Raw genomic sequence first — 22,082 nt, 5'->3', positions numbered from 1 at the left:
CATTCGCCCCCTTCACGTCCAAATTTCATGTCTTTCTATTATGAAGTCAACATTGTGTTCAAGCAACTATTTTGTTCATCCTAATTTAACAAAAATTGTTTCAATCATTTGGAGGTTGTCAAACAGCCCCATTGCTGTACAATAAAATGGAAGTCTAATCGCAAAGTAGGGATTTTCATGTTAGAGGTCTATATCGATGCGGCAAGTGCAGGTAATCCTGGCCCTAGCGGCATTGGCATTTTTATTAAAGGAGAAGGCCATCACGTACAAATTAGTGAGTACATCGGTCATACAAATAATCATATCGCCGAATTCACCGCATTAGTACGGGGCTTAGAAGAAGCACAAAAACTAGGTACAAGCATTGTGTCCGTACGTTCCGATTCAAAAGTGGTCGTTACATCTATAGAAAAAGAATATGTCAAAAACGAAGAATTTAAACCTTTTCTTGAACAAGCATTAACACTTGCAAATAATTTTGATTTATTTTTCATCAAATGGATTCCAGATGGGCAAAATAAAGCAGCAGATGCACTAGCACGCAACGCTATTCAAAAAGAAAAAATTAAAACAATAGGGGGACCGCCCGCTAAAACAAGCAGTCCCCTATTCGCTTATTTTATTTCATTGTACGTTTCTAAAAGTCCACGATAAGAACTTTCTTCGGAAAACTGTAATTTCTCATTTTTACAAAACTCCACAAAATTAATAAATTCCTTTTTCACTTCATTTTTGAAAAGTTCAATAGGAACTAGAAAGCGTTGGTGACAATCTAGTTGTATTTCATAAAACTCACCAACTTCTTGAATTACCGTATCATTATAGGAAGCATTATCTAAAAAAACAATTCCATGACTTCTTCCATCATAGTGATTATTAAAAATATAAATTAAATCACTCCACGTTTCTAATAAACTTTCCGTTAATTGTTCTTCACCAAAAATCACCGTCTCATTATAAATCAAGCTGACAAAGCCACATAAGTAATCACCCTCGTTTTCTTCTAATATCTTCTGTGCCTTTTCCACAGCTAATGGATTGGTAATAGGAAAACTTTCGATTTTATAAACAGGAGCAGTTATATCTTCTTCTCCTATAAAAGTCTCGATTTTTAGTTTATTCATAAAAAGCACCACACTTTTTTGAAAATGAGTTCCAAGTTTTTTAAATAATACTGTATATTGTGGGACTGCTCATTGAAAATAAACAGTCCCTTGTCTGTATTTTTACCTTTCAACTTCTTTCATCTTCATCATAAAGTAATTCATCATACGTTTCTAAAATTCCACGATATAAACTTTCTTCGGCGAACTGTAATTTTTCATTCTTACAAAACTCCACAAAATTAAGAAATTCCTTCTTTACCTCATTCCGGAATAGCTCTATAGGTACGAGAAAACGCTGTAAATGATTTAGTTGAATTTCATAAAAATGGCCAATTTCTTGAACTAATGCATTGCCCTTGTAATTATCTAAAAAAGTAATATCAATACTTCTTCCATCATATCTATGGCTTAAAATATAGATTAAATCACACCACGTATCTAATAAATCTTCCGTTAATTGTTCTTCACCAAAAATCACCACATTATTATAAATTAAGCTCACAAAGCCACATAAGTAATCACCTTCGTTTTCTTCTAATATCTTCTGTGCCTTTTCCACTGCTAATGGATTGGTAATAGAAAAACTTTCGATTTTATAAACAGGAGCATTTAAATCTTCTTCCCCTATAAATGTTTCGATTTTTAGTTTATTCATAGAACACCCTAGTTATGGGGACTGCTCGCTAAAAACAAGCAGTCTCCCTAATAAATTTTAGATTTTAGCCTTCTAGTTTTTATCTTCTTCATTTTGTATTAATTCATCATACGTTTCTAATAGCGCTTGATATAAACTCACTTCTGCAAACTGTAGTTTTTCATTTTTACAAAACTCCACAAATTTGAAAAATTCCTTTTTCAGTTCATTTTTGAATGATTCTTTTGGCAAGAGGAATTGGCTTGAACTATTAAGTTCAATTTGATAAAACTGCCCTATTTCTTTAATTACTGTATCATCAAAAGAAGCATTATCTAAAAAAACTATCCCATGCCTTCTCCCATCATAATGATTATCAAAAATATAAATTAAATCACACCACGTATCTAATAAGTCTTCAGTTAATTGCTCTTCTCCAAAAATAACAATATCATTATAAATTATGGATACATAGCCACTTAAGTAATCTCCTTCATTTTCTTTTAAAATAGTCTGTGCCATTTCAACAGCTAAAGGATTTGTAATAGAGATATTTTTAATAGTTGTATCTGAAACATTATCCCGACTAATAAATGTCTCAATTATTGGTTTGTACATAAAAATGATTCACCTTCTTTTTTTATTTACCAACTGGATAAGCAGAATTTATATGCCCAGTCCTACTAATCCTAACTCTATATTCAATTCCGTTTACTTTCGCCTGCACTTTTATCCCTTCCTTTTTAATTAGCTGTCTAGATATCTCAGATTTATTATTATTAATTACCGTTGTGACAATATTTTTAATATCATTTACAGATAAATCTGGATCAAAAAACGACTTTCCTTCATTTCCAGTCCAATAATTTGGATGATGATTTTCTAGAATATGTCTCATTTTAGCTTTCGTAAAGTAAACCTTTTTACCACCGCCTACATCCAAAGTGATATCTGTAAAGTTGGCTACAGCCTTTTTCGCCGCATCTTTTGATTTACTAAAAAATGTACGTTTGCCAATTTTCAGAACCTGTTTAAAACCAAATTTTTGTACTGTATATCTAACGACCGCACCACCGATTAAGTATACCAATTGCGGTATTACGTGTGCCTGCAACCTTACAGGATTGCTTTCAAAGATTTCATCCGTTTCTAAATTCGTAAAGATTGTACTAAAATGGTCATCTTCCAATTGTTGCATCGTCACACGATAATGGTTTTGCTCAACAGTGCCGTTTTCTTCGATGACACTATCGATTAATATGTCTTCGCTTTCACTATCAAACTTGATGTCTAAATCCGCTTTCAAATCCTCGGACTCAAAAGTTGTTTGGAGAAGTAATTCATTATCATATATTTCAATATTCCGAATATTTATCGTACTATCGTCTGAATAAATAAGATTTTTATTTAATTCATCGTATAGTTCTTGTTGGTATTCTTCTGTATTCACATCCTGTATTTCATCTATGGAAATCATCACAATAGGCTCATCAGATACTACATCATATTCCTGTGCAGAAATCAAATTGGGTGCAATATTTGCAAATAGCAACGCTGCAATAATAATAGATATAAAGTGTTTTTTCCATTTCATCGTTTCATTTCTCCTTTATTATTGTATAAATATCGTACCTTTGCCATATTCAGCTTCATTCCAAAAATCTTTTGTCACAGTATATTGTTGTAAGATAGCGTTAAAATTTTCTTTTGACTCAACCTCCTTATATATTTCTTTCAACTGAATGAATAGATGTGTTGCATAGGCAGCTGCAAAAGAGGTTCCCGTAAAGACAGATGCTTGCCCATTATGATGAATACTTTGTACATTCTCCCCGTTAAAAACATAATCAATTTTTCCAATAGCTGAAAAAGAGGATCGTTTATTTTTTTCATTAATAGAACCAATTGACAATACACCATCCAATTTTGCTGGATAGTCAGTTGCTAAACCATATGTATTACCAGCTGCGGCGACTATAGTAATTCCTTGTTCTACTGCTTTTTCAATAGTAGATTCTAGTTCAGCATTGGGCGTTTGAAAGCCAAAACTAATATTAATGAAATCTACCTGTTTATCTATGCACCATGTAATAGCTTCTACTAAATGATCAATTGAGCCATTGCCTTGTGCATCTAAAAGTTTAATATCATATATTTTTAATTTAGCTTTTGCTTCTCCTACAATAATTCCCGCGACTGGCGTACCATGATTAAAATCATCTTTAATTTTTTCCCCAGGATGCGTTAAATTGACTTCTTCAAATGCGACACCTTGAAAGACATCCAAATCTTTATTTATACCACTGTCCAGTACAGCAACTTTTATATATTCGCCGTCACTTTTTATTGCCAATTGTCCGAAGGCAAAATAACAAAGAATGCAAATAATCAATGACAACAATACACTAAATTTTTTATTAATAGTGTTCGCCACCTTGTTATGTAGTTGTTAAAAAATATTTCCAACATGGATTTCGTAAAGAGAGTTATTCTGTAGGGTTTTTCGAAGACAAATGAAGTTTTTCAATCATTTTTTAGATTATTCTAAATTATCTCGATAAAGGTTGTCAATCAATTTAATGTAGATTTCCATGCCAATTTTAATGGCGTTACCTATTAGTTTAGTGGCGTTTTCTGTAGGTTTTGTGGCGATTCCTGAGGGTTTCGTGACGTTACCTGAAGTTATACTGGCGATTTCCTCATGACTCTATCAACAAAAAAAGCTATCTCAAATGAGACAGCTTCTCTATTATTTTAAATTCCTTTGTAAAAATGCTTTTGTCCGTTCGTGTTGTGGATTCGTAAAGAACGCTTCTGGATGGTTGGCCTCGATAATGTCGCCGCCGTCCATAAAGACCACCTTGTTTGCGACCTCTCGTGCAAACCCCATTTCATGTGTCACAACAATCATCGTCATTTGATCTTCCGCTAAATCTTTCATGACTTTTAATACTTCACCTGTCAGTTCTGGATCAAGGGCAGAAGTGGGCTCATCAAATAATAAAATTTGTGGGTTCATCATAAGTGCTCGTGCAATAGCCACACGCTGTTTTTGCCCTCCAGATAGATTCGCTGGATAGGCCTGTGCCTTATCAGCAAGACCAATTTTTTGTAATAAGTCTTGACAACGTTTTTTAATTGCATCCGATGACTCCGTTTTTAGTAAGCCTGGTGCAATTTCAAGGTTTTGTTGTACTGTTAAATGAGGGAATAGGTTAAAATGTTGAAATACCATGCCCATTTTTGCGGTAATTTTTTTAATGTCTTGTTGCTTAGCATATGCCCCGTTTTGTACTAAATAGTCACCATCTACACAAATGCTGCCGCCATTAATTTCTTCTAAATGGATTAAGCTTCGAAGCATTGTACTTTTACCCGATCCAGAAGGCCCAATAACAGCCACGACATCATTTTTCTCTACGTTCAATGTGATGGTCTTTAGCACCTCTAACTTGCCAAAGGATTTCTTCAAATTCGATACTTCAAGCAATGCCATCTGTGTCCACCTCTATTCAAATTTAAACCGTTTTTCAAGCCACTTAAAGAATACCGTTAAAACAAGCGTCATAACCAAATAAATAGCGCCCGCAATAAAGAACGGCACAATGGTAAAGTCACGGTTGACAGCTGTTTGTGCAAAATGCAGCAGTTCAGGTACAGCTACCGCATAAAGAAGTGCTGTGTCTTTAATCAATGTAACAGATTCATTCGATAAAGCAGGCAACGCTACACGGAACATTTGTGGCAATATAATGCGTGTTGTTGTTTGCCATTTTGACAGACCTAACACTTGCGCTGCTTCGTATTGGCCTTTATCAATTGCTAATAAGCCACCACGGAATATTTCTGCAAAGTAGGCAGCATAATTTAAAATAAAACCAAGACATGCGGCAACAAAGCGGTCAAGTACCAGATATTCACCGATTACCGGCACCATCGGTAAACCGAAGCAAATTAATAACAATTGTAGTAATAGCGGTGTACCGCGCATGACATAAATATACGTATTGGCTAGCCAAGACAGTGGTTTGATACGGCTTTTCACAGCTAATGTAAGCAAAAAACCTAGTGGAATCGATACCAAAATGGCAATAATGAACAGCAACACCGTCATTTTTGCGCCTTCAAGCATCGGCAAAATCATTGTTTGCCAGTAGTCCGCCATAATTATTTTCCCTCCAAAAAGATAAGAGTTTCACGAGGAAACTCTTATCGACTGATAACATTCAATTAAAACGTGCCGCATAAGTACACGATTTATTACCATTATTTTAAAACCTTGTTTTCACCAAACCATTTTGTTGAAATTTCTGCGGCTGTGCCATCTTCATTCATTTTATCTAAAGCGGCTTGCAGTTTTTCTAATAATGCTTCGTTACCTGGTTTGACACCAATTCCATATTGTTCTGGTGCTAATGATTCATCTAATAATTTGAATGTGTCAGGCTCTTGCGTCATGTAATATTCTGCTACAACAGCATCAATAATGACTGCATCTACACGCCCCGTTTTTAAATCTGTTAAAGCTAAAACATTGTCTGCAAATTCTGTTACGTTTTTCACTTCTTTGTGGATTGGATTTGAATTCAGTGCTTCAGCAGCAGATGATTGTGATTGAATACCGATTTCTTTTCCTGCTAAATCACTTAATTTTTTAATAGACGATTTATTTAATATCATTACAGCTTGTGAGTTTTCTAGGTACGGTTTTGAAAATAAAACCTTTTCTTTACGCTCATCTGTAATTGTGTAACCATTCCAAATTACATCGATACGACCGCTAATCAATTCTGCTTCTTTCGTTTTCCAATCGATTGGTTGGAATTGAGCTTCCATTCCCATATGTTCAGCAGCAGCACGTGCTAAGTCAATATCAAAACCTACGATTTCATTTTTATCATCACGGAATCCCATTGGTGCAAACTTGTCGTCGATTCCTATAATAATAGTATCTTTGTCTGTTCCTTTCGTTGTCTCCTTCGAGCTATCCGTCGTACTCGATTTATCTCCAGAAGTACCACAAGCTGCTAAAGCAAGAATAGCTGTAAGCATAAAAAGTAGTGTAAAAATACGCTTCATGATTTAATATCCCCTTACATTGTAATTTGTTTTATAGCAAAAACTACACTTTCTCTTGCTAAACTACTAATGTGTTAAAGAATATCAAACTGGCGCATTATTGTCAATATCCTGATTGAATTATTAGAATATTATTCAATAAAAATTTCTCTATTCTGAACGATTGAATATAACAGAAGCATAACTTGTTCCACCAAAAAAACAATTCAACTACTCAACGTAGCTGAACTGTTTTTCAAGATATTATTTATGCTGTTGTTTTAGCCATCCTATTGCTACATTTGCATGTAGAGCAGCACCATATTTAAAAATCTCTTCATTTTGGCGCATGCGCGGGTTATGCACTGGAGCCTCGCCTTCTTTGCCAGTTCCTAACACAACAAATGCAGAAGGTACTTCCTGTGAAATGTAAGAAAAGTCTTCCGAACCTCCGAGGTATCCGTTATCCACCACATTTTCAGCTCCTACTACATGTTTTAAAAATGGGGTAATGGCATCAATAAATTGTGGATTATTATAAGTTGTTGGTGTATGGAATTCGATTGTATGATACTCTCCACGCCATGCTTTTACCGTATGGTCAATCATCTCCGGAATGCGTTTACATAAGTGGTCACGTGTTTGTTGGTCATAGCTACGCATATTGCCTTGTAACACTGCTTTGTCAGGAATAATATTGGTCGCCGTACCGCCACTCATAGCACCTACCGAAAAGGTGACACTATGGTTTGGATCTGCTTCTCGTGTCATTAATAGGTTTAAACTAGTATATAACTGATTCATAATCATATTCGCATCAATTGTTTTATGTGGCTGCGAGCTATGGCCACCATTACCTTGAATTGTAACGATATACGTATCCATCGCTTGCGTTAATGTCCCTTTATGGACAGATAATGTGCCCGCTTGTTGATCGGGCATAATATGAATCCCAAAAGCAGCATCCACCTTTGGATTTTGTAGTAAACCATCATCAATCATTAGTTTAGAACCATAACCCCACTCTTCACCAGGTTGGAACAATAATTTAACCGTGCCCTGTAACTCTGCTTCCCTGTCCTTTAAAATTTGTGCAGCGCCTAAGAGCATTGCCACATGGGAGTCATGACCACAAGCATGCATCACACCTGGATTTTTTGAAGTAAATTCACAGTCTACTTGTTCTTCAATGGGTAGTGCATCCATATCAGCGCGCAAAAGTATACAAGGGCTTCCTTGCCCAATTGTCGCAACTACGCCTGTACAATAATCTTGCGAACCAAATCCTGCTACTGCATATTTTTCTTTTATCTCAGGGGGGACTACTCCACATTGCTTATGGGCTATCCCCATTTCATCAAGCCGTTGTTGAATATATTTTTGTGTGTTCGGTAGTTCAAAGCCAATTTCCGGATATTGATGTAAATAGCGCCGATCTTGAATAATTTGTTCTTCATATTTCTTAGCATGTTGTAAAATATTCATCATGTTGCAATCCCCTTTATTTTTTAGAATGAATTAATCTATTAGAATGGTCCTAGATCCATATATTGAGCGATTAATATTAAGACAAATGCCGCGAAGTGTAGTAAAAGGAATAGTTTCACTGAAAATTTCACCCAAGCGGAATAACTAACATTTGACATACCAAGCGCTGCCATTAGCCCTCCTGATGTCGGCCATAAATAGTTCGTGAAGCCATCACCAAATTGGTAGACGACAACCATTACTTGCTGATTAATGCCTAATATTTTCCCTAAAGGTCCCATAATCGGCATTAAAATAATAGCCTTCCCACTTCCTGAAACAACGAAGAAGTTAAAGAAAATCACCACGATGAAAAGGACTAATAAAGTAATAATAGTTCCTGTATTACTTAATAGATTCGATAATGAATGGACTGCTGTATCAATTATTTGCGCCTGCGTCATTAAAATCATCACCGAACGTGCAAACCCAATGGCTAGACCTGTAGGCAATAATCTCGCCGCTCCAATACCAAATGTTTCAGCAGCCTCGCTTGGTTTAAGTTTTAAAATTAGGACTAGTACGATCGCATAAATCGCATAGACAGCCGATAGTTCAGGCATGCCCCATCCTAGTTTAATCGCACCGAAAGCACTACCAACTAATACAAAAACTAAACCTACTAATGCTAACTTTCTAGACCGTGTAAATTCTTCTTCTTCATATTCTGCTGTTTTTGAATTCTCCAGCTCTTCCAAATACTCTGTAGCCACAATACTTTTACTCGGATCTTCCTTTGTTTTATTTGCATAGCGAAGAATGTAAATGATTGAAATAATGACAAAGACCATTAAGGCAACGATACGGAATGCTAAACCCGAATAAATTGGCAATCCAACAATGGATTGACTAACACCCGTCGTATAAAAGTTAACCACTCCTGATGTAAAACCAATGGCTAAGCCCACAGTTGGAATGGCAAAAGCCGTGATGCGGTCATACCCCAAGCCCATCACAACAGCCATCGCAAGTGGAATAAATGGAATGCCTCCTTCTCCGAAGCCAATTGTTCCCAATACGGAAAACAAGATGAGTAAAGTAATAATAATTAGTTTTTCTTTTCCTGCTGCAATGCTTAATAATTTATGAATACCGGCTGCAATCGCACCAGACTTTTCAAGAATAAATAGGGCGCCACTTGCAAACAGCAACATGACAATGATATCTGCTGATTGCACTACCCCGTTATGTAAAGCTGTGAAAAAATCCATAAACCCTATTGGTTTTGCTTGTTCCACATACGTAAATTTTTCTGTATTAAGTTCGGTAATGCCCGTATCTGGATTGACAATTCGCTCATACTCCCCACTTGGAACAATCCAAGACAATATTACAACGAGCAACATGACGAGCATGAACATAATGTAAACATGTGGAAAGTTAATTCCCTTTTGTTTGTCCTTTAATGACATGTGAAATCCTCCAAATCCCTCTTGTTATTAGCAAAATTAGTATTTAATTAATGCTTTAAAAAGCTCCACACCCGATTCAATTAATTCATCACGGAAATCATATTCATGTGTATGGACATGTGGGTAATCTTCACCATTCCCTATGAAACAATAGGCTCCTTTTGTTAACTTCGTAAAGTGTCCAAAATCTTCAGACCCACGAAAAGCTTCGCTCAATTCTACGAATGCGATACCTTCCGATTTTGCAGCACAACGAATCTTATCTACACTTTCTTTGTGATTGACCGTTTCCGGGAATTCATCATTGTAGTGAAAACTTACCTGTAAGCCGTATTGTTGCGCTTGAACTTTGGCAAAATGTTCAAGGTTTTCTTGAAGCGTATTGAGTTCCTCTTCATATAGGGCACGTATCGTTAAACGTAGATCCCCTTTCGAAGCTGCGATACCAAAAGCATTTTCTCCAACATCAATATGTACAACTGTACAAAGGACAAGCCCATTATGGCGTTCTGGAGCTGTAAAATCAGGAATTGCTTTGACAATGTTCGCAATCGCAAATGCTGGATTAATGCCCTTTTCCGGCTGACTGGCATGGGTAGGTGAACCTTCCATATGGATGGTCATACCCTTAGAAGCACATAATGCTGTACCATCAATAATTCCGACGGTTTTATAAGCGAGCCCACTCATATTATGGTAGGCGAAAATTTCATCGATATTATGTGCTTTAATAAAATCGACACATTGAATGGCTCCATCGCCCGTTTCTTCCGCAGGCTGAAAGAGGAAAAAGATATTTTTATCAGCGCCCATTTGATCGACTTCAAGTGCCAAACCCGCTAAAGTCGCTGCATGACCGTCATGTCCACATTTATGTGCTTTACCTGGAAATTGAGAAGCCCAAGGAAGATCAATTACTTCATCCATCGGAAGTGCATCAAAATCTGCACGGAACGCGATATTTTGCGTAGCTGATTGGGCATAGTAAATGGCATAAAACCAGTTTCCTTTATCTACAATTTCTAGATTTGTATACGTTTTCAAAAAATTGATTAAATGCTGCTTTGTCCACACTTCCTCGTTCGAAAGTTCTGGATGTTGATGCAATTCGTGTCGCAATTGTTTTGCTAAATCGAAGTTTAAACTTTTCACTGTGTAATTCCCTCCTAAAATAACCAGATTTTTTAATCCCTAACGCTTTCAATTTATACAAATTCGTATAATGTATATTGTATATTATATTTTATATTTTAATTTTTTCAACAAAAAAATAATTCTGTCTTTTTAAAGACAGAATTATTTATTGTGTATAAGCGAGCATTTTTCTTCCTAAAGTGGGATAAGCTCTGCTTTATCAATATTCCAATGTACTTCTTTCATGTATCTCTCTAGTTCAGCTAGCTCACCTTTTTCAAATAATTCCATCATTTTTCGATGTTCATTATTAGTTTGAGACAATCTTTTCTTTGTCAGTTCTGCCTCACCAGAATGAGCGAAGTTTTTCAAAAACTTTTTTTGTAATTGTAAAAGAAGATTTACAAGACTTTTATTTGGGCAGACAGAAAGATAGACGCCATGAAAAGCTTCCTGCATTTTATGATACATCGAGAAATTACCAGTATTAATGGCTAAATCAATACTTTGAATATAAAACTCCATTTCATTCATATGTTTCTCGGTTAAAAAAGGGGCTGCTAATGAAGCAGCTAAACCATCTAATGCCCCAATAATAAAATACGTTTCTTTCGCTTCTTCTGTTGTTAGGTTTTTAATTACAAACCCTTTTCTTGGCACATTTTCTAATAACCCTTCAGAAGACAATTGTATTAATGCCTCTCTAACGGGTGTCCTGCTAACATTTAAGCTTTCACTAATCGCACTTTCATTGACCTTTTTTCCAGCAATCAGATTCCCGTTGTTGATTTGATCTACGATATAATTATAAACATGGTCTTTTAACGATAAATAATTATTCATAAAGTAACCTCTATTTAATAATATTTTTACAATCCTTTTTATCTACTATACACTATACACTTTTTTCAAGTATCTTAGCCACAGTCATGAAATGGATTTTTATTTGTTAAATCGCTTTCCCTCTTACGTTACTTTACAAATATATTAAAAAACCATTATACATTGCGATATTTCGCTAACATAATCTCATCATAGTATTTATCGAATTGAGGTAAACCCAACGCTTGTGCAATCTGAAGCTCAGCCTCTCTATCGTACTTTACCCTAATAAATTGAATAGCATTGTTTGCATAGGTTCCATCTAGTATTGCATAGGAAGCTGAAGTTAAATCCAGTGAATTGCCGACGCTCCCCACGTTACACAAAATACCATTTGTATATGTATGTAAAAAAGTTGTATGAATATCGCCGTAGAATACAATATCAGGAATTTTATTGTTATGGTTTGGATCGGTTATTGTACTATTGTCAAACATAGATAATCGCTTCTCAAGTGGATGACTATCCAAAATACGCTCAAATTCACTTCTTGGAGACGCATGGAAAAACCTTATCAATTGTCCATTTAATTCGAGATCAATGTGAAATGGTAACGATTTTAAATACTGATAATCTTTTATTGTTAATCTATTTTTGAACCACTGAATAAAATCATTGTCTGTAGGCGATTGAATAAATACGTCCCAATTGCCTCGCACAACTCGTTCGCAATTCTTTTGGATAAGTTCTATACATTCAGATCCACGCGGACCTTTGCCAATTAAATCACCTAAACAAAAAATTCTTTCAATTTTTCTTAAGCGAATATCTTTTAAAACTGCTTCCAATGCCGTTTTATTTCCATGGATATCCGAGATAATTGCAATTTTCGTCACAAAGCTTCCTCCTCTTACCCCACCTAATCAGGATTACCTATTACTGGAAAAACGAGCAAAATGTCTTCTACTTCCTTTACTAATCTTTGCAAATAGGATTGATCAGATTTAAATTCAAATTTTAACACCGCTCCGTTGCCTACTGGATAACATGTTTGACCTGACCACAATAGTTGTCCCATCTTGTTCATTTGACATTCAAGTTGTATATAATCTTCCATATTTAATAGCATTGCTTTACCACTTAAATCACTACTTATCATAGTTAATTCAGCAAGAAAATCCCTTAATTCGTCTGTTCTTAAATCTGCAGTAAATTGAACTAAGTAACCTGGGATTTCTATTTTTATCGCTGATGTAATCCAATTGGCATCCCAATAATCTGTGCTATTAGGGTAACTTCTTATTAGTACTTCAATTTCTATTCGTTCATTTTTTTCCCCTAGTATATAAAATTTCATTTAAATCACCTCCTCAATCAAAATAAACCTTAAAGTGTCCCTTTAAATTTCTCGGGCTTTTTGACATAGCTTTCGATAATAAAACCGCAGTCTGTACAAAGAATATATTCAACTTCTGAGCCAAAGCTCATCTTGTTCACTGGGTGCATTAATGCATAACCACTATGTTTTCCCTTCCCTAATTCTAGTCCACCACATTTTGGACATTCCGTTATTGTCGGATATTGATTCATGCGAAAACCTCCTGATTTGATCTATGTAAAAGTTCAATAGATGCCATATTATTCATAGTTAAAAAATGTATGCTTATCCTTACTATATTTACGACCGAAGAATTATTTCGTTTCATTTCAAAGTAATCGTTCACATTTACTAATAGTTTTTCAACAAACAATCTCTAAAAATATCTCCTTTTATCGTAATTCTACTATATTCATCTTAGTGCCAAACAACGCGAAGAACTTTTAACCAAAAGAAGTATTATAGATACATGTTTGTGTCCATTTTGTTAAAGATGTATTTTATATATTGCTTTAAAGATTGTTTAAGCATATAGTAAAGCACGAAAGGACGTGTTCAACATGTTAGATCAACATACAATTAACGTGATTAAATCCACAGTACCGGTTTTGGAGGTACACGGTGTAGCCATTACAAAAACTTTCTATCACAATTTATTTAAAGATAATCCATCACTATTAAATATTTTCAACCATACTAATCAAACAAAAGGTCGCCAACAGGGCGCTTTAGCAAATACAGTGTATGCCGCTGCACAACATATCGATAACTTAGAACCGATCGTACCAGTTGTCGTACAAATTGCACATAAACATGTAAGTCTTGGCGTCTTACCTGAGCATTATCCAATTGTCGGTCAATACTTGCTTGCAGCTATTAAAGAAGTTTTAGGTGATGCAGCAACTGATGAAATCATCGAAGCTTGGGGCAAAGCGTATGGCGTGATTGCAGATATCTTTATTTCAGTGGAAGAAGATTTATATAAAGCGGCAGAACAAAATAATGGCTGGCGCGCATTTAAACAATTCAAAATTACGCGCACTGTCAAAGAAAGCGATGATGTTACATCCTTTTACTTGCAACCAATAGACGGCTCAAAAGTACCTGCGTACAAACCAGGCCAATATGTTTCTATTCGTGTAACAATTCCAGGTGAAGATTATTTATTAAATCGTCAATATACATTATCCCAAGCAAGTAATGGGCAAGAATTCCGAATTTCTGTGAAACGAGAAAGTGCACACAGTCCAAAAGGGAAAGTTTCCAACTTCTTACATGATGCTGCACTTGGAACAATTATTGATGTTAGTGCACCAGCCGGTGTATTCACATATGAGCCAACAAGTGCTCCCGTACTATTCATTAGTGGTGGTATTGGTGTAACACCGTTAAATGCGATGTTACAAACGATTGAAAATAAAGAAAATGTTACGTTTCTCCAATGTGCACGGAATGAACAGGTCCTTGCTTTCCATGAAGATATTCAAAATAAAATGAATGCTTTAAATGGTCCTACTGGTTTAAGCAAGCTGTTCCGCGTATTCAAAAAAGACAGCAATGCCCATCATAAAGTGTTGTATTCTGATAATAAGGAGTACATTAATGCGAATGTGCTTGGACCTCTGTTAACACCAGATACGCAAGTATACATTTGTGGCCCAACTCCGTTTATGGAAGCAGCAGTAAATGCTTTACACGAATGCAATATCGCAGACAGTCAAATCCATTACGAATTTTTCGGTCCCGCACTACAATTAAATACAAAGTAACAATGGACTAGCCCTGTATGCGCAGGGCTAGTTTTTTCTATTGCTTAAGTCATAAGCTTAATTAGCGTTCCTCCATTATTATATGAATTGTATCCTTAATGTTATTTTGTTGACATAGAACTGTAATATTAGCATGTTAATATCATTATTGTACCAAGTAATACGTTTTAATGTTTTTAGGAGGATACATATCATGAAAAAGAATAAACGAAATAAGTGGGGGATGAAATTAGCAGTATTAGCGTTAGGCTCTTCTGTACTTTTTTCAACAATTGACACAGCATCTGCTGCAACATATACAGTGAAATCTGGGGATTCTCTATGGAAAATTGCCAGTCAAAACGGCATTTCTTATCAAACATTGATGAGATGGAATAACTTAACTTCTTCAAATATTCGTGTTGGACAAAAATTAACGCTGAATAGCACGCCTGCAAAAGTTCCAGCAACCCCGAGCGCACCGAAAAGCCTTGTTCAAGTTGCCAAACAGCAATTAGGTGTAAAGTATACATTTGGTGGTAGCAAACCGAGCACAGGATTTGATTGCTCAGGCTACATTACTTATGTTTATAATAATGCTGGTATTTCGACAAGCCGCAAATCAGCAGCAGGCTTTTATTATGCTGCAAAAAAAATAACATCACCACAAGTTGGGGATTTAGTATTTTTCGCCAATACTTATAAAGCAGGCATTTCACATGCAGGTATTTATATTGGCAATAACCAAATGATTAATGCTAGTGATGGCGGTGTTAGCATTGCCAACATTCACAGCTCCTACTGGAAGAAACATTTTGTAGGTTATGGACGCTTATCATGATTTATAAAACAGTTAGGCATGCCCTAACTGTTTATCTTTTTTTATAGTATTCAGGCTAATCCCAAAATAAAATCGCCCTTTACAATCGTAATGGGCGATTTCTAGGTTTATCGGCATTCACAAATATGTTACGTGTGTGCTACTTTCTTGGCTTTTAATTTTGCTAAACGAAGCAAATAGATAATAAAAACAATCCCAAGTACAGCTGCTGCTGTAAAATAGACGGAAGCGTACCCTACTTGCACCGCGACCATACCTAAAATATAGGATCCAAGGGCAATACCAAGATCGAACATTGTAAAATATGTTGCGGTTGCATAGCCACTACGAGTATGAGCGGTTGATTGAACTGCTAGTGCTTGCAAGCTTGTCGTCACAGCACCGTAACCAAAGCCAATAAAAATGGCCGAAACTAAAAATAGTGCTGCTCCTGCAACATTAGCAAGGAGGATTAGTCCAATTGCGAAAGAAATAATACCGGGGATAATAACAAACTGCGGTCCTTTCGTATCATAAAGCTTGCCAGTATAAGGTCGTGTAATTAACATAGCGGCTGCAAACACAGCATAAAAAAGACTTGCCACAGCCATTAAATCTTTTTGCTGTGCGTATACTGACAAAAATGATAACACACTTGCATAAGAAAACGCGACCATACTTGCAATGGCAGCTACTGGCAATGCTTTCCGTTCAAATAAATCATCAAACTTAAATGTCAATTTCCCCGTATGTTCAGGCTTGGGTAAATCCTCTGTATCAACTGTTACAGCTAGTATACCCCCTACTAAAATACAGATACTCATAACGATAAACAAAACATTAAAACTACTATATTGAATTAGTAGTAAACCGATAAAAGGACCAATGACTACGGCTAAATTTGTAGACATTGTAAAATAGCCTAGCCCTGCTCCTTTACGACTTGCCGGCACAATATCAGCCGCTAAAGAACCGGCTGCTGTCGTAATAATGCTAAAGAAAATCCCTTGCACAAAGCGCAAAGTTAATAAAAGGCCAAATGGATGAATAAATAAATATAAAATGGTACATAAAAAATAGCCTGCAATTGCGATAACTAATAGCTTTTTCTTACCGAACACGTCTAATAACTTACCAGAAAACGGGCGTACTATAATGGCAGATAACAAGAACCCCGATAGTAATAATCCCGCTTCTTTATCCGTTTGGTGCAGTTCACCAATCGCATATAAAGGTAAAGTTGTGACTAGACCATAAAAAACAAAAAATACCGCTATATTTGTTAAAAATAAACTAATGAACCGCTTCGTCCATATTTGTGTGTTTTCCTCTTGCTGCATATCAATCAACCTTTCATTTTTTGCAATAGATTTATAAATTGTGACTGTTCTTCTTCAGTCAGGGAACCAACCATTTCTGCTTCAAATGCTAATATCGTTTTTGTAATAATCGGTAAACGTTCTTCCGCCATGGCTGATAATGTCACAATTTTTTCGCGCTTATCTTCTCCTTCAACTCTTTCCACCCAGCCTAAATCTTCAAGCCGCGATATAGCTCTTGTTATACTTGGCGCCTCGACATTTAAATACTTCCAAATTTGTGTCAAAGTCATTGAACCGTGCTTATGTAAACAATATAAAATGGTCCATTGCGAACTATACAACTGATGTTGTTTTAAAACTTCGTTTAAACAATTCGTTAAATATCGACTTTTTTGAAATAATGCATGGAAAATTGGATTCATTGCATCTCCCCCTCATTTATTTACCTAGCTAAATAAATACTATACGCCTCATTTTTTATGTTGTAAAGGAAGATATTTATACTGGCGTTGCGCATGCATTTTATGGCGTTTTTCTTATGGTTTGTGGCGATTCTCACGAGTTTAGTGGCAATATGTCCTGTTTTACCCCTACTAGCAGGGAATTTATAGTAAATGTCGAATAAAGCTACTAGACTAAAAAAGGGAGATGGAAACATGGGGAAAAACATACTAATTATCGCAGGTGATGCAGTAGAAGCTTTAGAGATTTACTATCCATATTACCGCTGTTTAGAGGCGGGCTATCATGTCACTATTGCTGCTCCATCAGTAAAAAAGATGCAAACGGTTTGTCATGATTTTGTGGATGGTGTGGATACGTATATCGAGCGTCCAGCATATGGCATAGAAGCAAATGCAGCCTTCGCGGATATCGATCCAGCACAATTTGATGGTTTAATTATTCCTGGTGGGCGTGCCCCTGAATACATCCGATTAAACGAGCATGTTCCGGCGCTTGTAAGCCATTTCTTTGAAGCAAATAAACCAATCGCAGCTGTTTGCCATGCCGCACAAATTTTCGCGACAATACCGGAAGTCCTAAAAGGGCGCGAACTAACAGCTTATATCGCCTGCAAACCGGAAGTTCAAGTCGCAGGCGGTACGTATATTGACGCAAATCTGCACTCCGATGGTAACCTTGTCAGTGGTCATGCATGGCCAGATTTACCTGGATTAATGCGTGAGTTTATCAAAAAAATAGAAGCATAAGGAAGAAGAAGTTGGGACATAACTAAAAAAAATTAAGAAACAGACGAAATGTGTTCATAATTTTTTGCTATATGGGAACTTAGCTATTCTTGCTTTTGTAATTAAAAAAATTAGAAGTGTTCACTAGTTGTTGGTAGCGGAGGTGGTGACTCCTGCGGGACAGCACAGAACGTAAGACGCGGGCAGACCGCGCGTTAGCGAGGGTTGCGGCTTACTGTGCTGAGCGGAAAGCACCGCTGTAGCGATTACAACGGCAAAAAAGTGTTAGATTGATTAGGTTCAATCTAACACTTTTTCTCATATGTCCCAGCCTCTATTTCGACGTTTCCTGAAGCTCGATATCAACTACTTGTTGTGTTTTGGTCGTATATTTTATTGTTACATAAACACCAAATTCTTTGTCACCCTCTTGTAACCACAGTTTAAATTTTTCAATCGTTGCACCTTCTTTTATTTCACTGCCTTCATGCAAATAATCAATAATTTTTGAATTAGGATAGGATGACTGTGTTTTTTCAATCGCAAGCTTGCCCCATTTTGCATAAGCAGGCGTTTGTTGTTCAGCATTGGCATCTGGCATTTGTTGTGGAAGCGCCAATACTGTCATCATAATCCCAAGTGCTGCAAGTATTTTTCGCATGTTGTAAGCCCCTTTCTTTTTTATAGAATGTGCAACATCCTAAAAATCATTATGCCTTAAGCAAAATAAAGAAAATCGAATCGTTTAGATGTATGTATTTGTTTAGCCTTGCTGAAACTAAAAAATGCTCCAAATAGTAACTTGGAGCATTCCACTTAAATTACTTAACGACTTTTTTTGCTTGGTTGCTGGGGATTATTATGAATAACTTGATTAAATTCGGCTGAATATTCTTCCCGATCATTTCTTTTATGTGTATCTTCTTTCTTTTTCTTTTTGAAACTTGTTTTACTTTTCTTTGCCATTGCTAACGCCCCCATTTTAGTTCTTTTTATTGGATTGTTGGTTTTTATCATGGTTCGTTTTATTGTTTTTGTTTTTCGCTTTAGCATCAAATTCTGCACTGAATTCTTCGTTTAAATTATCATTTGGGTTGTTGTTGTTACTATTACTATCATCAAGGTCTTTACTTTTATACGTTCCAAAAGGATTATGTGTTCTTTTATTCATTGTTTTATTGTTATTTTTATTATTTCTATTTCCCACAGATTTTCACCTCCTCCTTGTAATGTGCGCACGCGTGAAGGTTTTATGCTATGGTGAAAACTTCAATGGAAAAATTCCAACTACTGCAAGACTTACCATACTGACAAATTGGAATAAACAATCTAGCAAACTTCATATATTATAAGAAGATATACTACATAATACTTTCACTGTACGTCATAACTTAAATCATAAAAGGAGACATACCATGTCAAGTTCTCTATCATCCGCGAAATTAAATGTGCCTTATAGTACGACCGAAACAATTGAAAGACCTAGATTACATGATTTCTTTCGTGAAAATGACCAGAAAAGGATTACAATACTTCGCGCGCCAGCAGGCTACGGCAAAACAACACTTTTAAGTCAATGGCTTATCCATTCTCAACAACCAATTGCTTGGGTCGCCATAGACCAAGCAGATAATGATCCAATCAGATATTGGACTTTTGTCTTTCAGGCAGTAGCGCAAGCCTGTGAAACCGATGTCGATAAAGTGCTCGCACCACTATTACAAGGGCAAGATGTTTCCACTTTCGATTTTCTGATGGAGTCGTTTATCCATGAACTAAATACGGCTAAAAAAAGCTTTCATCTTGTAATGGACGATTACCATTTGATAGAAAACGAAACAATTCATCGCACGATGATTAAACTAATCGAACAACTACCATCTTATGTTCACATATATTTGACTACTCGAACAGCTCTTCCATTACCAATTGCGATATGGCGAGTAAAACAATGGGTACATGAATGTAATACCGAACATTTACGCTTTACTTACCAAGAAACAAAGCAGTTTTTTTCCTTAAAAAATTCAATCTCATTAAACGAACACCAATTACAAACAATACAAAATAAAACAGAAGGATGGATCGCAGGATTACTATTAACGAGTCTAACTAATTTTAATGAAGTACAACCATTTATTTCTAATTTTTTGTGGCAAGGCATTATTCATAAACTCCCAAAAACAATACAAAATTTTCTGTTAAAAACCTCTTTTTTACATGAATTAGAGCCTGCTATATGTGACCAATTAATAGAGGAGACGAATAGTGCAGAACTATTAGCTTATTTAGAAGAAAATGGCTTGTTCACAGTTTGTCTTCAATCATCAAAACTTGTTTTCCGCTATCACCATTTATTTGCTGAGGCATTACAAGAAGAACTGATGAAGCAATATACCGAACAAGAAATAAAGTCCCTTGTCGAAAAAACGGTTCAATTAATTTATGGAAAAGGTGATTACACTTCCGCGATTGAATTAGCATTAAAACATCATCTATATGAGCAAGCCCAACAATGGATTTCTCATCATCTTGTTCAACTTTTTTTATCAGGTCAAACTGCAACTTTCATGCGCTGGTTACAACAGCTAAGAGACAATCAACAAACAGTCCGTTATGAAATGCTTATTTTGGGCTATGAACGTGCAATTTCAATATTAGAAATGACAACCGCTACCTCCATAATGGAAGAGCTTGAACAGCGTCAACTCAGTGAACAATGGATGGAACAAAAAGAAAATATAGCTATCGCGAATATTTACGAACGAACCAAAGCATATGCCTTAGTTGCCTCGGGTGGCAAATTACAAACGGTGAAAGAAATATTAGAAAGGCAGCTTACTACACAACAAGCTCCGTGTCGTTGGGATAAAGTACGAATTCCCTACAATAATTTTGAATATAAACTCTCGCGCACAAATTTAGCTTCAAAAGGCAAATTACCTGCAATGGATGAAGTTCCTAAAATTACACAGCTATTTCGGAATACAAATTTTAAAACATTATATGTGACCGCCTATATATCTGGCATTGCTGCTGAGGTGTACTATGAGAGAAATTTACTAGAAGATGCGCAAAAGGAGCTTGATATTGCAATCCAATTAACTCAACAACAGCCAGATCCTAACTTATTTGTTCCTATGTATTTGCTAAAGGCTAACATTTACATGCATCAACAGCAAACCAATACAGCGCGGGCTATGCTGACACAATTGTTAGAAGATGTTGTTGAAAAGCATTGGCGGAATACTATCCAAATTATGATTGCTTTTTGTTACATTGTGGAGGGTGATGACGAGCGTGCAGAGTCTATCCTACAGGCTACAAAAACGAAACAGCCATTTTGGATGCTAGTGTATGCTAGATTATTATTATTAAAGAAACAACCAAATGATGCATTATCTATCGTTGTACAAGTTAAAACAAAAGCACAACAAGACGAGCAAGTTGGGACAATTATTGAAGCAACCATTCTTGAAGCCGTTTGCCAACTACGTTTAGACAACCATGATATTGCTTTAGATACTTTACACGAAGCGCTACAATTGGCAGCAAAGTTTTACTATGTACGAACCCTTTTAGACGAAAAAGAAATACTGCCCCTTCTTAACCAGTATTTTCAATTAGAGTCCTTAACATCTAAATGGAATCCTGTCCCTAAAAGTTATTTTGACTATTTACAAAAAAATTGTACAGTGAAGAAGGAACCGACTGATTTACTTACCCCGCGCGAACAAGAACTCTTCGATTTATTAACAAAAGGGCTGAGTAATCAAGAAATAGCCAAACAACTGCATTTATCTAATGGTACAGTTCGCGTTTATTTATCTACTATTTATAGTAAGCTAGGTGTCAATTCAAGAGCGAAAGTAATTGCACTTAAAAACCAACGATAGCCATTCGTAAAAAAAATGTACATCACTAAAATCGT

At 36.0% G+C, this 22,082-nt stretch carries 24 protein-coding genes and 1 pseudogene; 5 read left to right on the top strand and 20 right to left on the bottom strand.

The window, feature by feature from the left end; translation table 11 throughout:
- Nucleotides 1-177: 177 nt before the first annotated feature.
- Nucleotides 178-561, top strand: a pseudogene (locus tag T479_RS08295) (ribonuclease HI family protein); the annotation flags it as partial.
- Nucleotides 562-614: 53 nt separating this feature from the next.
- Here the strand turns inward: T479_RS08295 and T479_RS08290 are convergent.
- The 15 genes from T479_RS08290 to T479_RS08220 all read right to left on the bottom strand — a co-directional run bounded on the left by T479_RS08290 (nucleotide 615) and on the right by T479_RS08220 (nucleotide 13,283).
- Nucleotides 615-1,124, bottom strand: a complete 510-nt coding sequence (locus T479_RS08290; protein ID WP_025219204.1) for a hypothetical protein — start codon at nucleotides 1,122-1,124, stop codon at nucleotides 615-617.
- Between the two features lie 109 nt (nucleotides 1,125-1,233).
- Complete coding sequence (locus tag T479_RS08285; RefSeq protein ID WP_025219203.1) at nucleotides 1,234-1,761, bottom strand: hypothetical protein; 528 nt, start codon at nucleotides 1,759-1,761, stop codon at nucleotides 1,234-1,236.
- Nucleotides 1,762-1,833: 72 nt separating this feature from the next.
- Nucleotides 1,834-2,358, bottom strand: a complete 525-nt coding sequence (locus tag T479_RS08280; RefSeq protein ID WP_025219202.1) for a hypothetical protein — start codon at nucleotides 2,356-2,358, stop codon at nucleotides 1,834-1,836.
- Between the two features lie 22 nt (nucleotides 2,359-2,380).
- Nucleotides 2,381-3,334 carry an SAR2788 family putative toxin gene (locus T479_RS08275; RefSeq protein ID WP_025219201.1) on the bottom strand — a complete coding sequence of 318 codons (954 nt, stop codon included), beginning with the start codon at nucleotides 3,332-3,334 and terminating at the stop codon, nucleotides 2,381-2,383.
- A gap of 18 nt (nucleotides 3,335-3,352) precedes the next feature.
- Nucleotides 3,353-4,093, bottom strand: coding sequence for a S8 family peptidase (locus T479_RS08270; RefSeq protein WP_158497874.1), 741 nt, complete (start codon nucleotides 4,091-4,093; stop codon nucleotides 3,353-3,355).
- A gap of 396 nt (nucleotides 4,094-4,489) precedes the next feature.
- Nucleotides 4,490-5,236 carry an amino acid ABC transporter ATP-binding protein gene (locus T479_RS08265; RefSeq protein ID WP_024363439.1) on the bottom strand — a complete coding sequence of 249 codons (747 nt, stop codon included), beginning with the start codon at nucleotides 5,234-5,236 and terminating at the stop codon, nucleotides 4,490-4,492.
- A 12-nt stretch (nucleotides 5,237-5,248) separates the two neighbouring features.
- A complete protein-coding gene (locus tag T479_RS08260) occupies nucleotides 5,249-5,905 on the bottom strand; it encodes an amino acid ABC transporter permease (RefSeq protein WP_025219199.1) in 657 nt (218 codons plus the stop codon).
- Between the two features lie 101 nt (nucleotides 5,906-6,006).
- Entirely contained in the window at nucleotides 6,007-6,819 is an 813-nt protein-coding gene (locus T479_RS08255; protein ID WP_025219198.1) for an amino acid ABC transporter substrate-binding protein, read from the bottom strand.
- 243 nt (nucleotides 6,820-7,062) lie between these two features.
- The gene (locus T479_RS08250) at nucleotides 7,063-8,286 is read right to left on the bottom strand and encodes a M20 metallopeptidase family protein (RefSeq protein WP_025219197.1); all 1,224 of its coding nucleotides are present in this window, start codon (nucleotides 8,284-8,286) and stop codon (nucleotides 7,063-7,065) included.
- A 38-nt stretch (nucleotides 8,287-8,324) separates the two neighbouring features.
- Nucleotides 8,325-9,737 (bottom strand): YfcC family protein, encoded by a 1,413-nt coding sequence (locus tag T479_RS08245; RefSeq protein WP_025219196.1) that lies wholly within the window; start codon nucleotides 9,735-9,737, stop codon nucleotides 8,325-8,327.
- A gap of 36 nt (nucleotides 9,738-9,773) precedes the next feature.
- The gene (locus tag T479_RS08240; protein ID WP_025219195.1) at nucleotides 9,774-10,889 is read right to left on the bottom strand and encodes a M20 metallopeptidase family protein; all 1,116 of its coding nucleotides are present in this window, start codon (nucleotides 10,887-10,889) and stop codon (nucleotides 9,774-9,776) included.
- A gap of 177 nt (nucleotides 10,890-11,066) precedes the next feature.
- On the bottom strand, nucleotides 11,067-11,714 hold the full coding sequence (locus tag T479_RS08235; RefSeq protein WP_025219194.1) for a GntR family transcriptional regulator: 648 nt from the start codon (nucleotides 11,712-11,714) through the stop codon (nucleotides 11,067-11,069).
- A gap of 155 nt (nucleotides 11,715-11,869) precedes the next feature.
- The gene (locus T479_RS08230; RefSeq protein ID WP_024363432.1) at nucleotides 11,870-12,589 is read right to left on the bottom strand and encodes a metallophosphoesterase family protein; all 720 of its coding nucleotides are present in this window, start codon (nucleotides 12,587-12,589) and stop codon (nucleotides 11,870-11,872) included.
- Between the two features lie 23 nt (nucleotides 12,590-12,612).
- The gene (locus T479_RS08225; RefSeq protein WP_025219193.1) at nucleotides 12,613-13,050 is read right to left on the bottom strand and encodes a WapI family immunity protein; all 438 of its coding nucleotides are present in this window, start codon (nucleotides 13,048-13,050) and stop codon (nucleotides 12,613-12,615) included.
- A 29-nt stretch (nucleotides 13,051-13,079) separates the two neighbouring features.
- The gene (locus tag T479_RS08220) at nucleotides 13,080-13,283 is read right to left on the bottom strand and encodes a hypothetical protein (protein ID WP_024363430.1); all 204 of its coding nucleotides are present in this window, start codon (nucleotides 13,281-13,283) and stop codon (nucleotides 13,080-13,082) included.
- Between the two features lie 348 nt (nucleotides 13,284-13,631).
- On the opposite strand from T479_RS08220, the gene hmpA reads away from it, so the two are divergent.
- Both hmpA and T479_RS08210 read left to right on the top strand, forming a co-directional pair.
- Nucleotides 13,632-14,840: an NO-inducible flavohemoprotein gene (gene hmpA, locus T479_RS08215; RefSeq protein WP_025219192.1), complete on the top strand. Its 1,209-nt coding sequence runs from the start codon at nucleotides 13,632-13,634 to the stop codon at nucleotides 14,838-14,840.
- 193 nt (nucleotides 14,841-15,033) lie between these two features.
- Complete coding sequence (locus T479_RS08210) at nucleotides 15,034-15,660, top strand: C40 family peptidase (RefSeq protein WP_024363428.1); 627 nt, start codon at nucleotides 15,034-15,036, stop codon at nucleotides 15,658-15,660.
- A gap of 128 nt (nucleotides 15,661-15,788) precedes the next feature.
- Here T479_RS08210 and T479_RS08205 read toward each other — a convergent pair whose 3' ends face one another.
- Both T479_RS08205 and T479_RS08200 read right to left on the bottom strand, forming a co-directional pair.
- On the bottom strand, nucleotides 15,789-16,979 hold the full coding sequence (locus T479_RS08205) for an MFS transporter (RefSeq protein ID WP_025219191.1): 1,191 nt from the start codon (nucleotides 16,977-16,979) through the stop codon (nucleotides 15,789-15,791).
- 5 nt (nucleotides 16,980-16,984) lie between these two features.
- The gene (locus tag T479_RS08200; RefSeq protein ID WP_024363426.1) at nucleotides 16,985-17,383 is read right to left on the bottom strand and encodes a MarR family winged helix-turn-helix transcriptional regulator; all 399 of its coding nucleotides are present in this window, start codon (nucleotides 17,381-17,383) and stop codon (nucleotides 16,985-16,987) included.
- Nucleotides 17,384-17,617: 234 nt separating this feature from the next.
- Here T479_RS08200 and T479_RS08195 point away from each other — a divergent pair, with 234 nt between their 5' ends.
- Nucleotides 17,618-18,172 carry a DJ-1/PfpI family protein gene (locus T479_RS08195; protein WP_025219190.1) on the top strand — a complete coding sequence of 185 codons (555 nt, stop codon included), beginning with the start codon at nucleotides 17,618-17,620 and terminating at the stop codon, nucleotides 18,170-18,172.
- 313 nt (nucleotides 18,173-18,485) lie between these two features.
- Here the strand turns inward: T479_RS08195 and T479_RS08190 are convergent, their stop codons facing one another.
- The 3 genes from T479_RS08190 to T479_RS08185 all read right to left on the bottom strand — a co-directional run bounded on the left by T479_RS08190 (nucleotide 18,486) and on the right by T479_RS08185 (nucleotide 19,358).
- Nucleotides 18,486-18,812, bottom strand: coding sequence for a DUF3889 domain-containing protein (locus T479_RS08190; RefSeq protein ID WP_025219189.1), 327 nt, complete (start codon nucleotides 18,810-18,812; stop codon nucleotides 18,486-18,488).
- Between the two features lie 164 nt (nucleotides 18,813-18,976).
- Nucleotides 18,977-19,117 (bottom strand): hypothetical protein, encoded by a 141-nt coding sequence (locus tag T479_RS23905; protein ID WP_162832722.1) that lies wholly within the window; start codon nucleotides 19,115-19,117, stop codon nucleotides 18,977-18,979.
- A 16-nt stretch (nucleotides 19,118-19,133) separates the two neighbouring features.
- A complete protein-coding gene (locus T479_RS08185; RefSeq protein ID WP_024363423.1) occupies nucleotides 19,134-19,358 on the bottom strand; it encodes a hypothetical protein in 225 nt (74 codons plus the stop codon).
- A 208-nt stretch (nucleotides 19,359-19,566) separates the two neighbouring features.
- Between T479_RS08185 and T479_RS08180 the strand changes: the two genes are divergently transcribed.
- A complete protein-coding gene (locus T479_RS08180) occupies nucleotides 19,567-22,047 on the top strand; it encodes a winged helix-turn-helix domain-containing protein (RefSeq protein ID WP_025219188.1) in 2,481 nt (826 codons plus the stop codon).
- Nucleotides 22,048-22,082: the final 35 nt, after the last annotated feature.

Source organism: Lysinibacillus sphaericus, from assembly GCF_000600105.1.
Lineage (GTDB): Bacteria > Bacillota > Bacilli > Bacillales_A > Planococcaceae > Lysinibacillus > Lysinibacillus sphaericus.
This window is presented reverse-complemented; position numbering and strand designations above follow the sequence as displayed.

Excerpts from the sequence above, each read along its gene's own strand:
- T479_RS08290 (WP_025219204.1), bottom strand. The coding sequence starts at position 1,124 with ATGAATAAACTAAAAATCGAGACTTTTATAGGAGAAGAAGATATAACT.
- T479_RS08285 (WP_025219203.1), bottom strand. The coding sequence starts at position 1,761 with ATGAATAAACTAAAAATCGAAACATTTATAGGGGAAGAAGATTTAAAT.
- T479_RS08280 (WP_025219202.1), bottom strand. The coding sequence starts at position 2,358 with ATGTACAAACCAATAATTGAGACATTTATTAGTCGGGATAATGTTTCA.
- T479_RS08275 (WP_025219201.1), bottom strand. The coding sequence starts at position 3,334 with ATGAAATGGAAAAAACACTTTATATCTATTATTATTGCAGCGTTGCTA.
- T479_RS08265 (WP_024363439.1), bottom strand. The coding sequence starts at position 5,236 with ATGGCATTGCTTGAAGTATCGAATTTGAAGAAATCCTTTGGCAAGTTA.
- T479_RS08260 (WP_025219199.1), bottom strand. The coding sequence starts at position 5,905 with ATGGCGGACTACTGGCAAACAATGATTTTGCCGATGCTTGAAGGCGCA.
- T479_RS08255 (WP_025219198.1), bottom strand. The coding sequence starts at position 6,819 with ATGAAGCGTATTTTTACACTACTTTTTATGCTTACAGCTATTCTTGCT.
- T479_RS08250 (WP_025219197.1), bottom strand. The coding sequence starts at position 8,286 with ATGATGAATATTTTACAACATGCTAAGAAATATGAAGAACAAATTATT.
- T479_RS08245 (WP_025219196.1), bottom strand. The coding sequence starts at position 9,737 with ATGTCATTAAAGGACAAACAAAAGGGAATTAACTTTCCACATGTTTAC.
- T479_RS08235 (WP_025219194.1), bottom strand. The coding sequence starts at position 11,714 with ATGAATAATTATTTATCGTTAAAAGACCATGTTTATAATTATATCGTA.
- T479_RS08225 (WP_025219193.1), bottom strand. The coding sequence starts at position 13,050 with ATGAAATTTTATATACTAGGGGAAAAAAATGAACGAATAGAAATTGAA.
- T479_RS08220 (WP_024363430.1), bottom strand. The coding sequence starts at position 13,283 with ATGAATCAATATCCGACAATAACGGAATGTCCAAAATGTGGTGGACTA.
- hmpA (WP_025219192.1), top strand. The coding sequence starts at position 13,632 with ATGTTAGATCAACATACAATTAACGTGATTAAATCCACAGTACCGGTT.
- T479_RS08210 (WP_024363428.1), top strand. The coding sequence starts at position 15,034 with ATGAAAAAGAATAAACGAAATAAGTGGGGGATGAAATTAGCAGTATTA.
- T479_RS08205 (WP_025219191.1), bottom strand. The coding sequence starts at position 16,979 with ATGCAGCAAGAGGAAAACACACAAATATGGACGAAGCGGTTCATTAGT.
- T479_RS08200 (WP_024363426.1), bottom strand. The coding sequence starts at position 17,383 with ATGAATCCAATTTTCCATGCATTATTTCAAAAAAGTCGATATTTAACG.
- T479_RS08195 (WP_025219190.1), top strand. The coding sequence starts at position 17,618 with ATGGGGAAAAACATACTAATTATCGCAGGTGATGCAGTAGAAGCTTTA.
- T479_RS08190 (WP_025219189.1), bottom strand. The coding sequence starts at position 18,812 with ATGCGAAAAATACTTGCAGCACTTGGGATTATGATGACAGTATTGGCG.
- T479_RS23905 (WP_162832722.1), bottom strand. The coding sequence starts at position 19,117 with ATGGCAAAGAAAAGTAAAACAAGTTTCAAAAAGAAAAAGAAAGAAGAT.
- T479_RS08180 (WP_025219188.1), top strand. The coding sequence starts at position 19,567 with ATGTCAAGTTCTCTATCATCCGCGAAATTAAATGTGCCTTATAGTACG.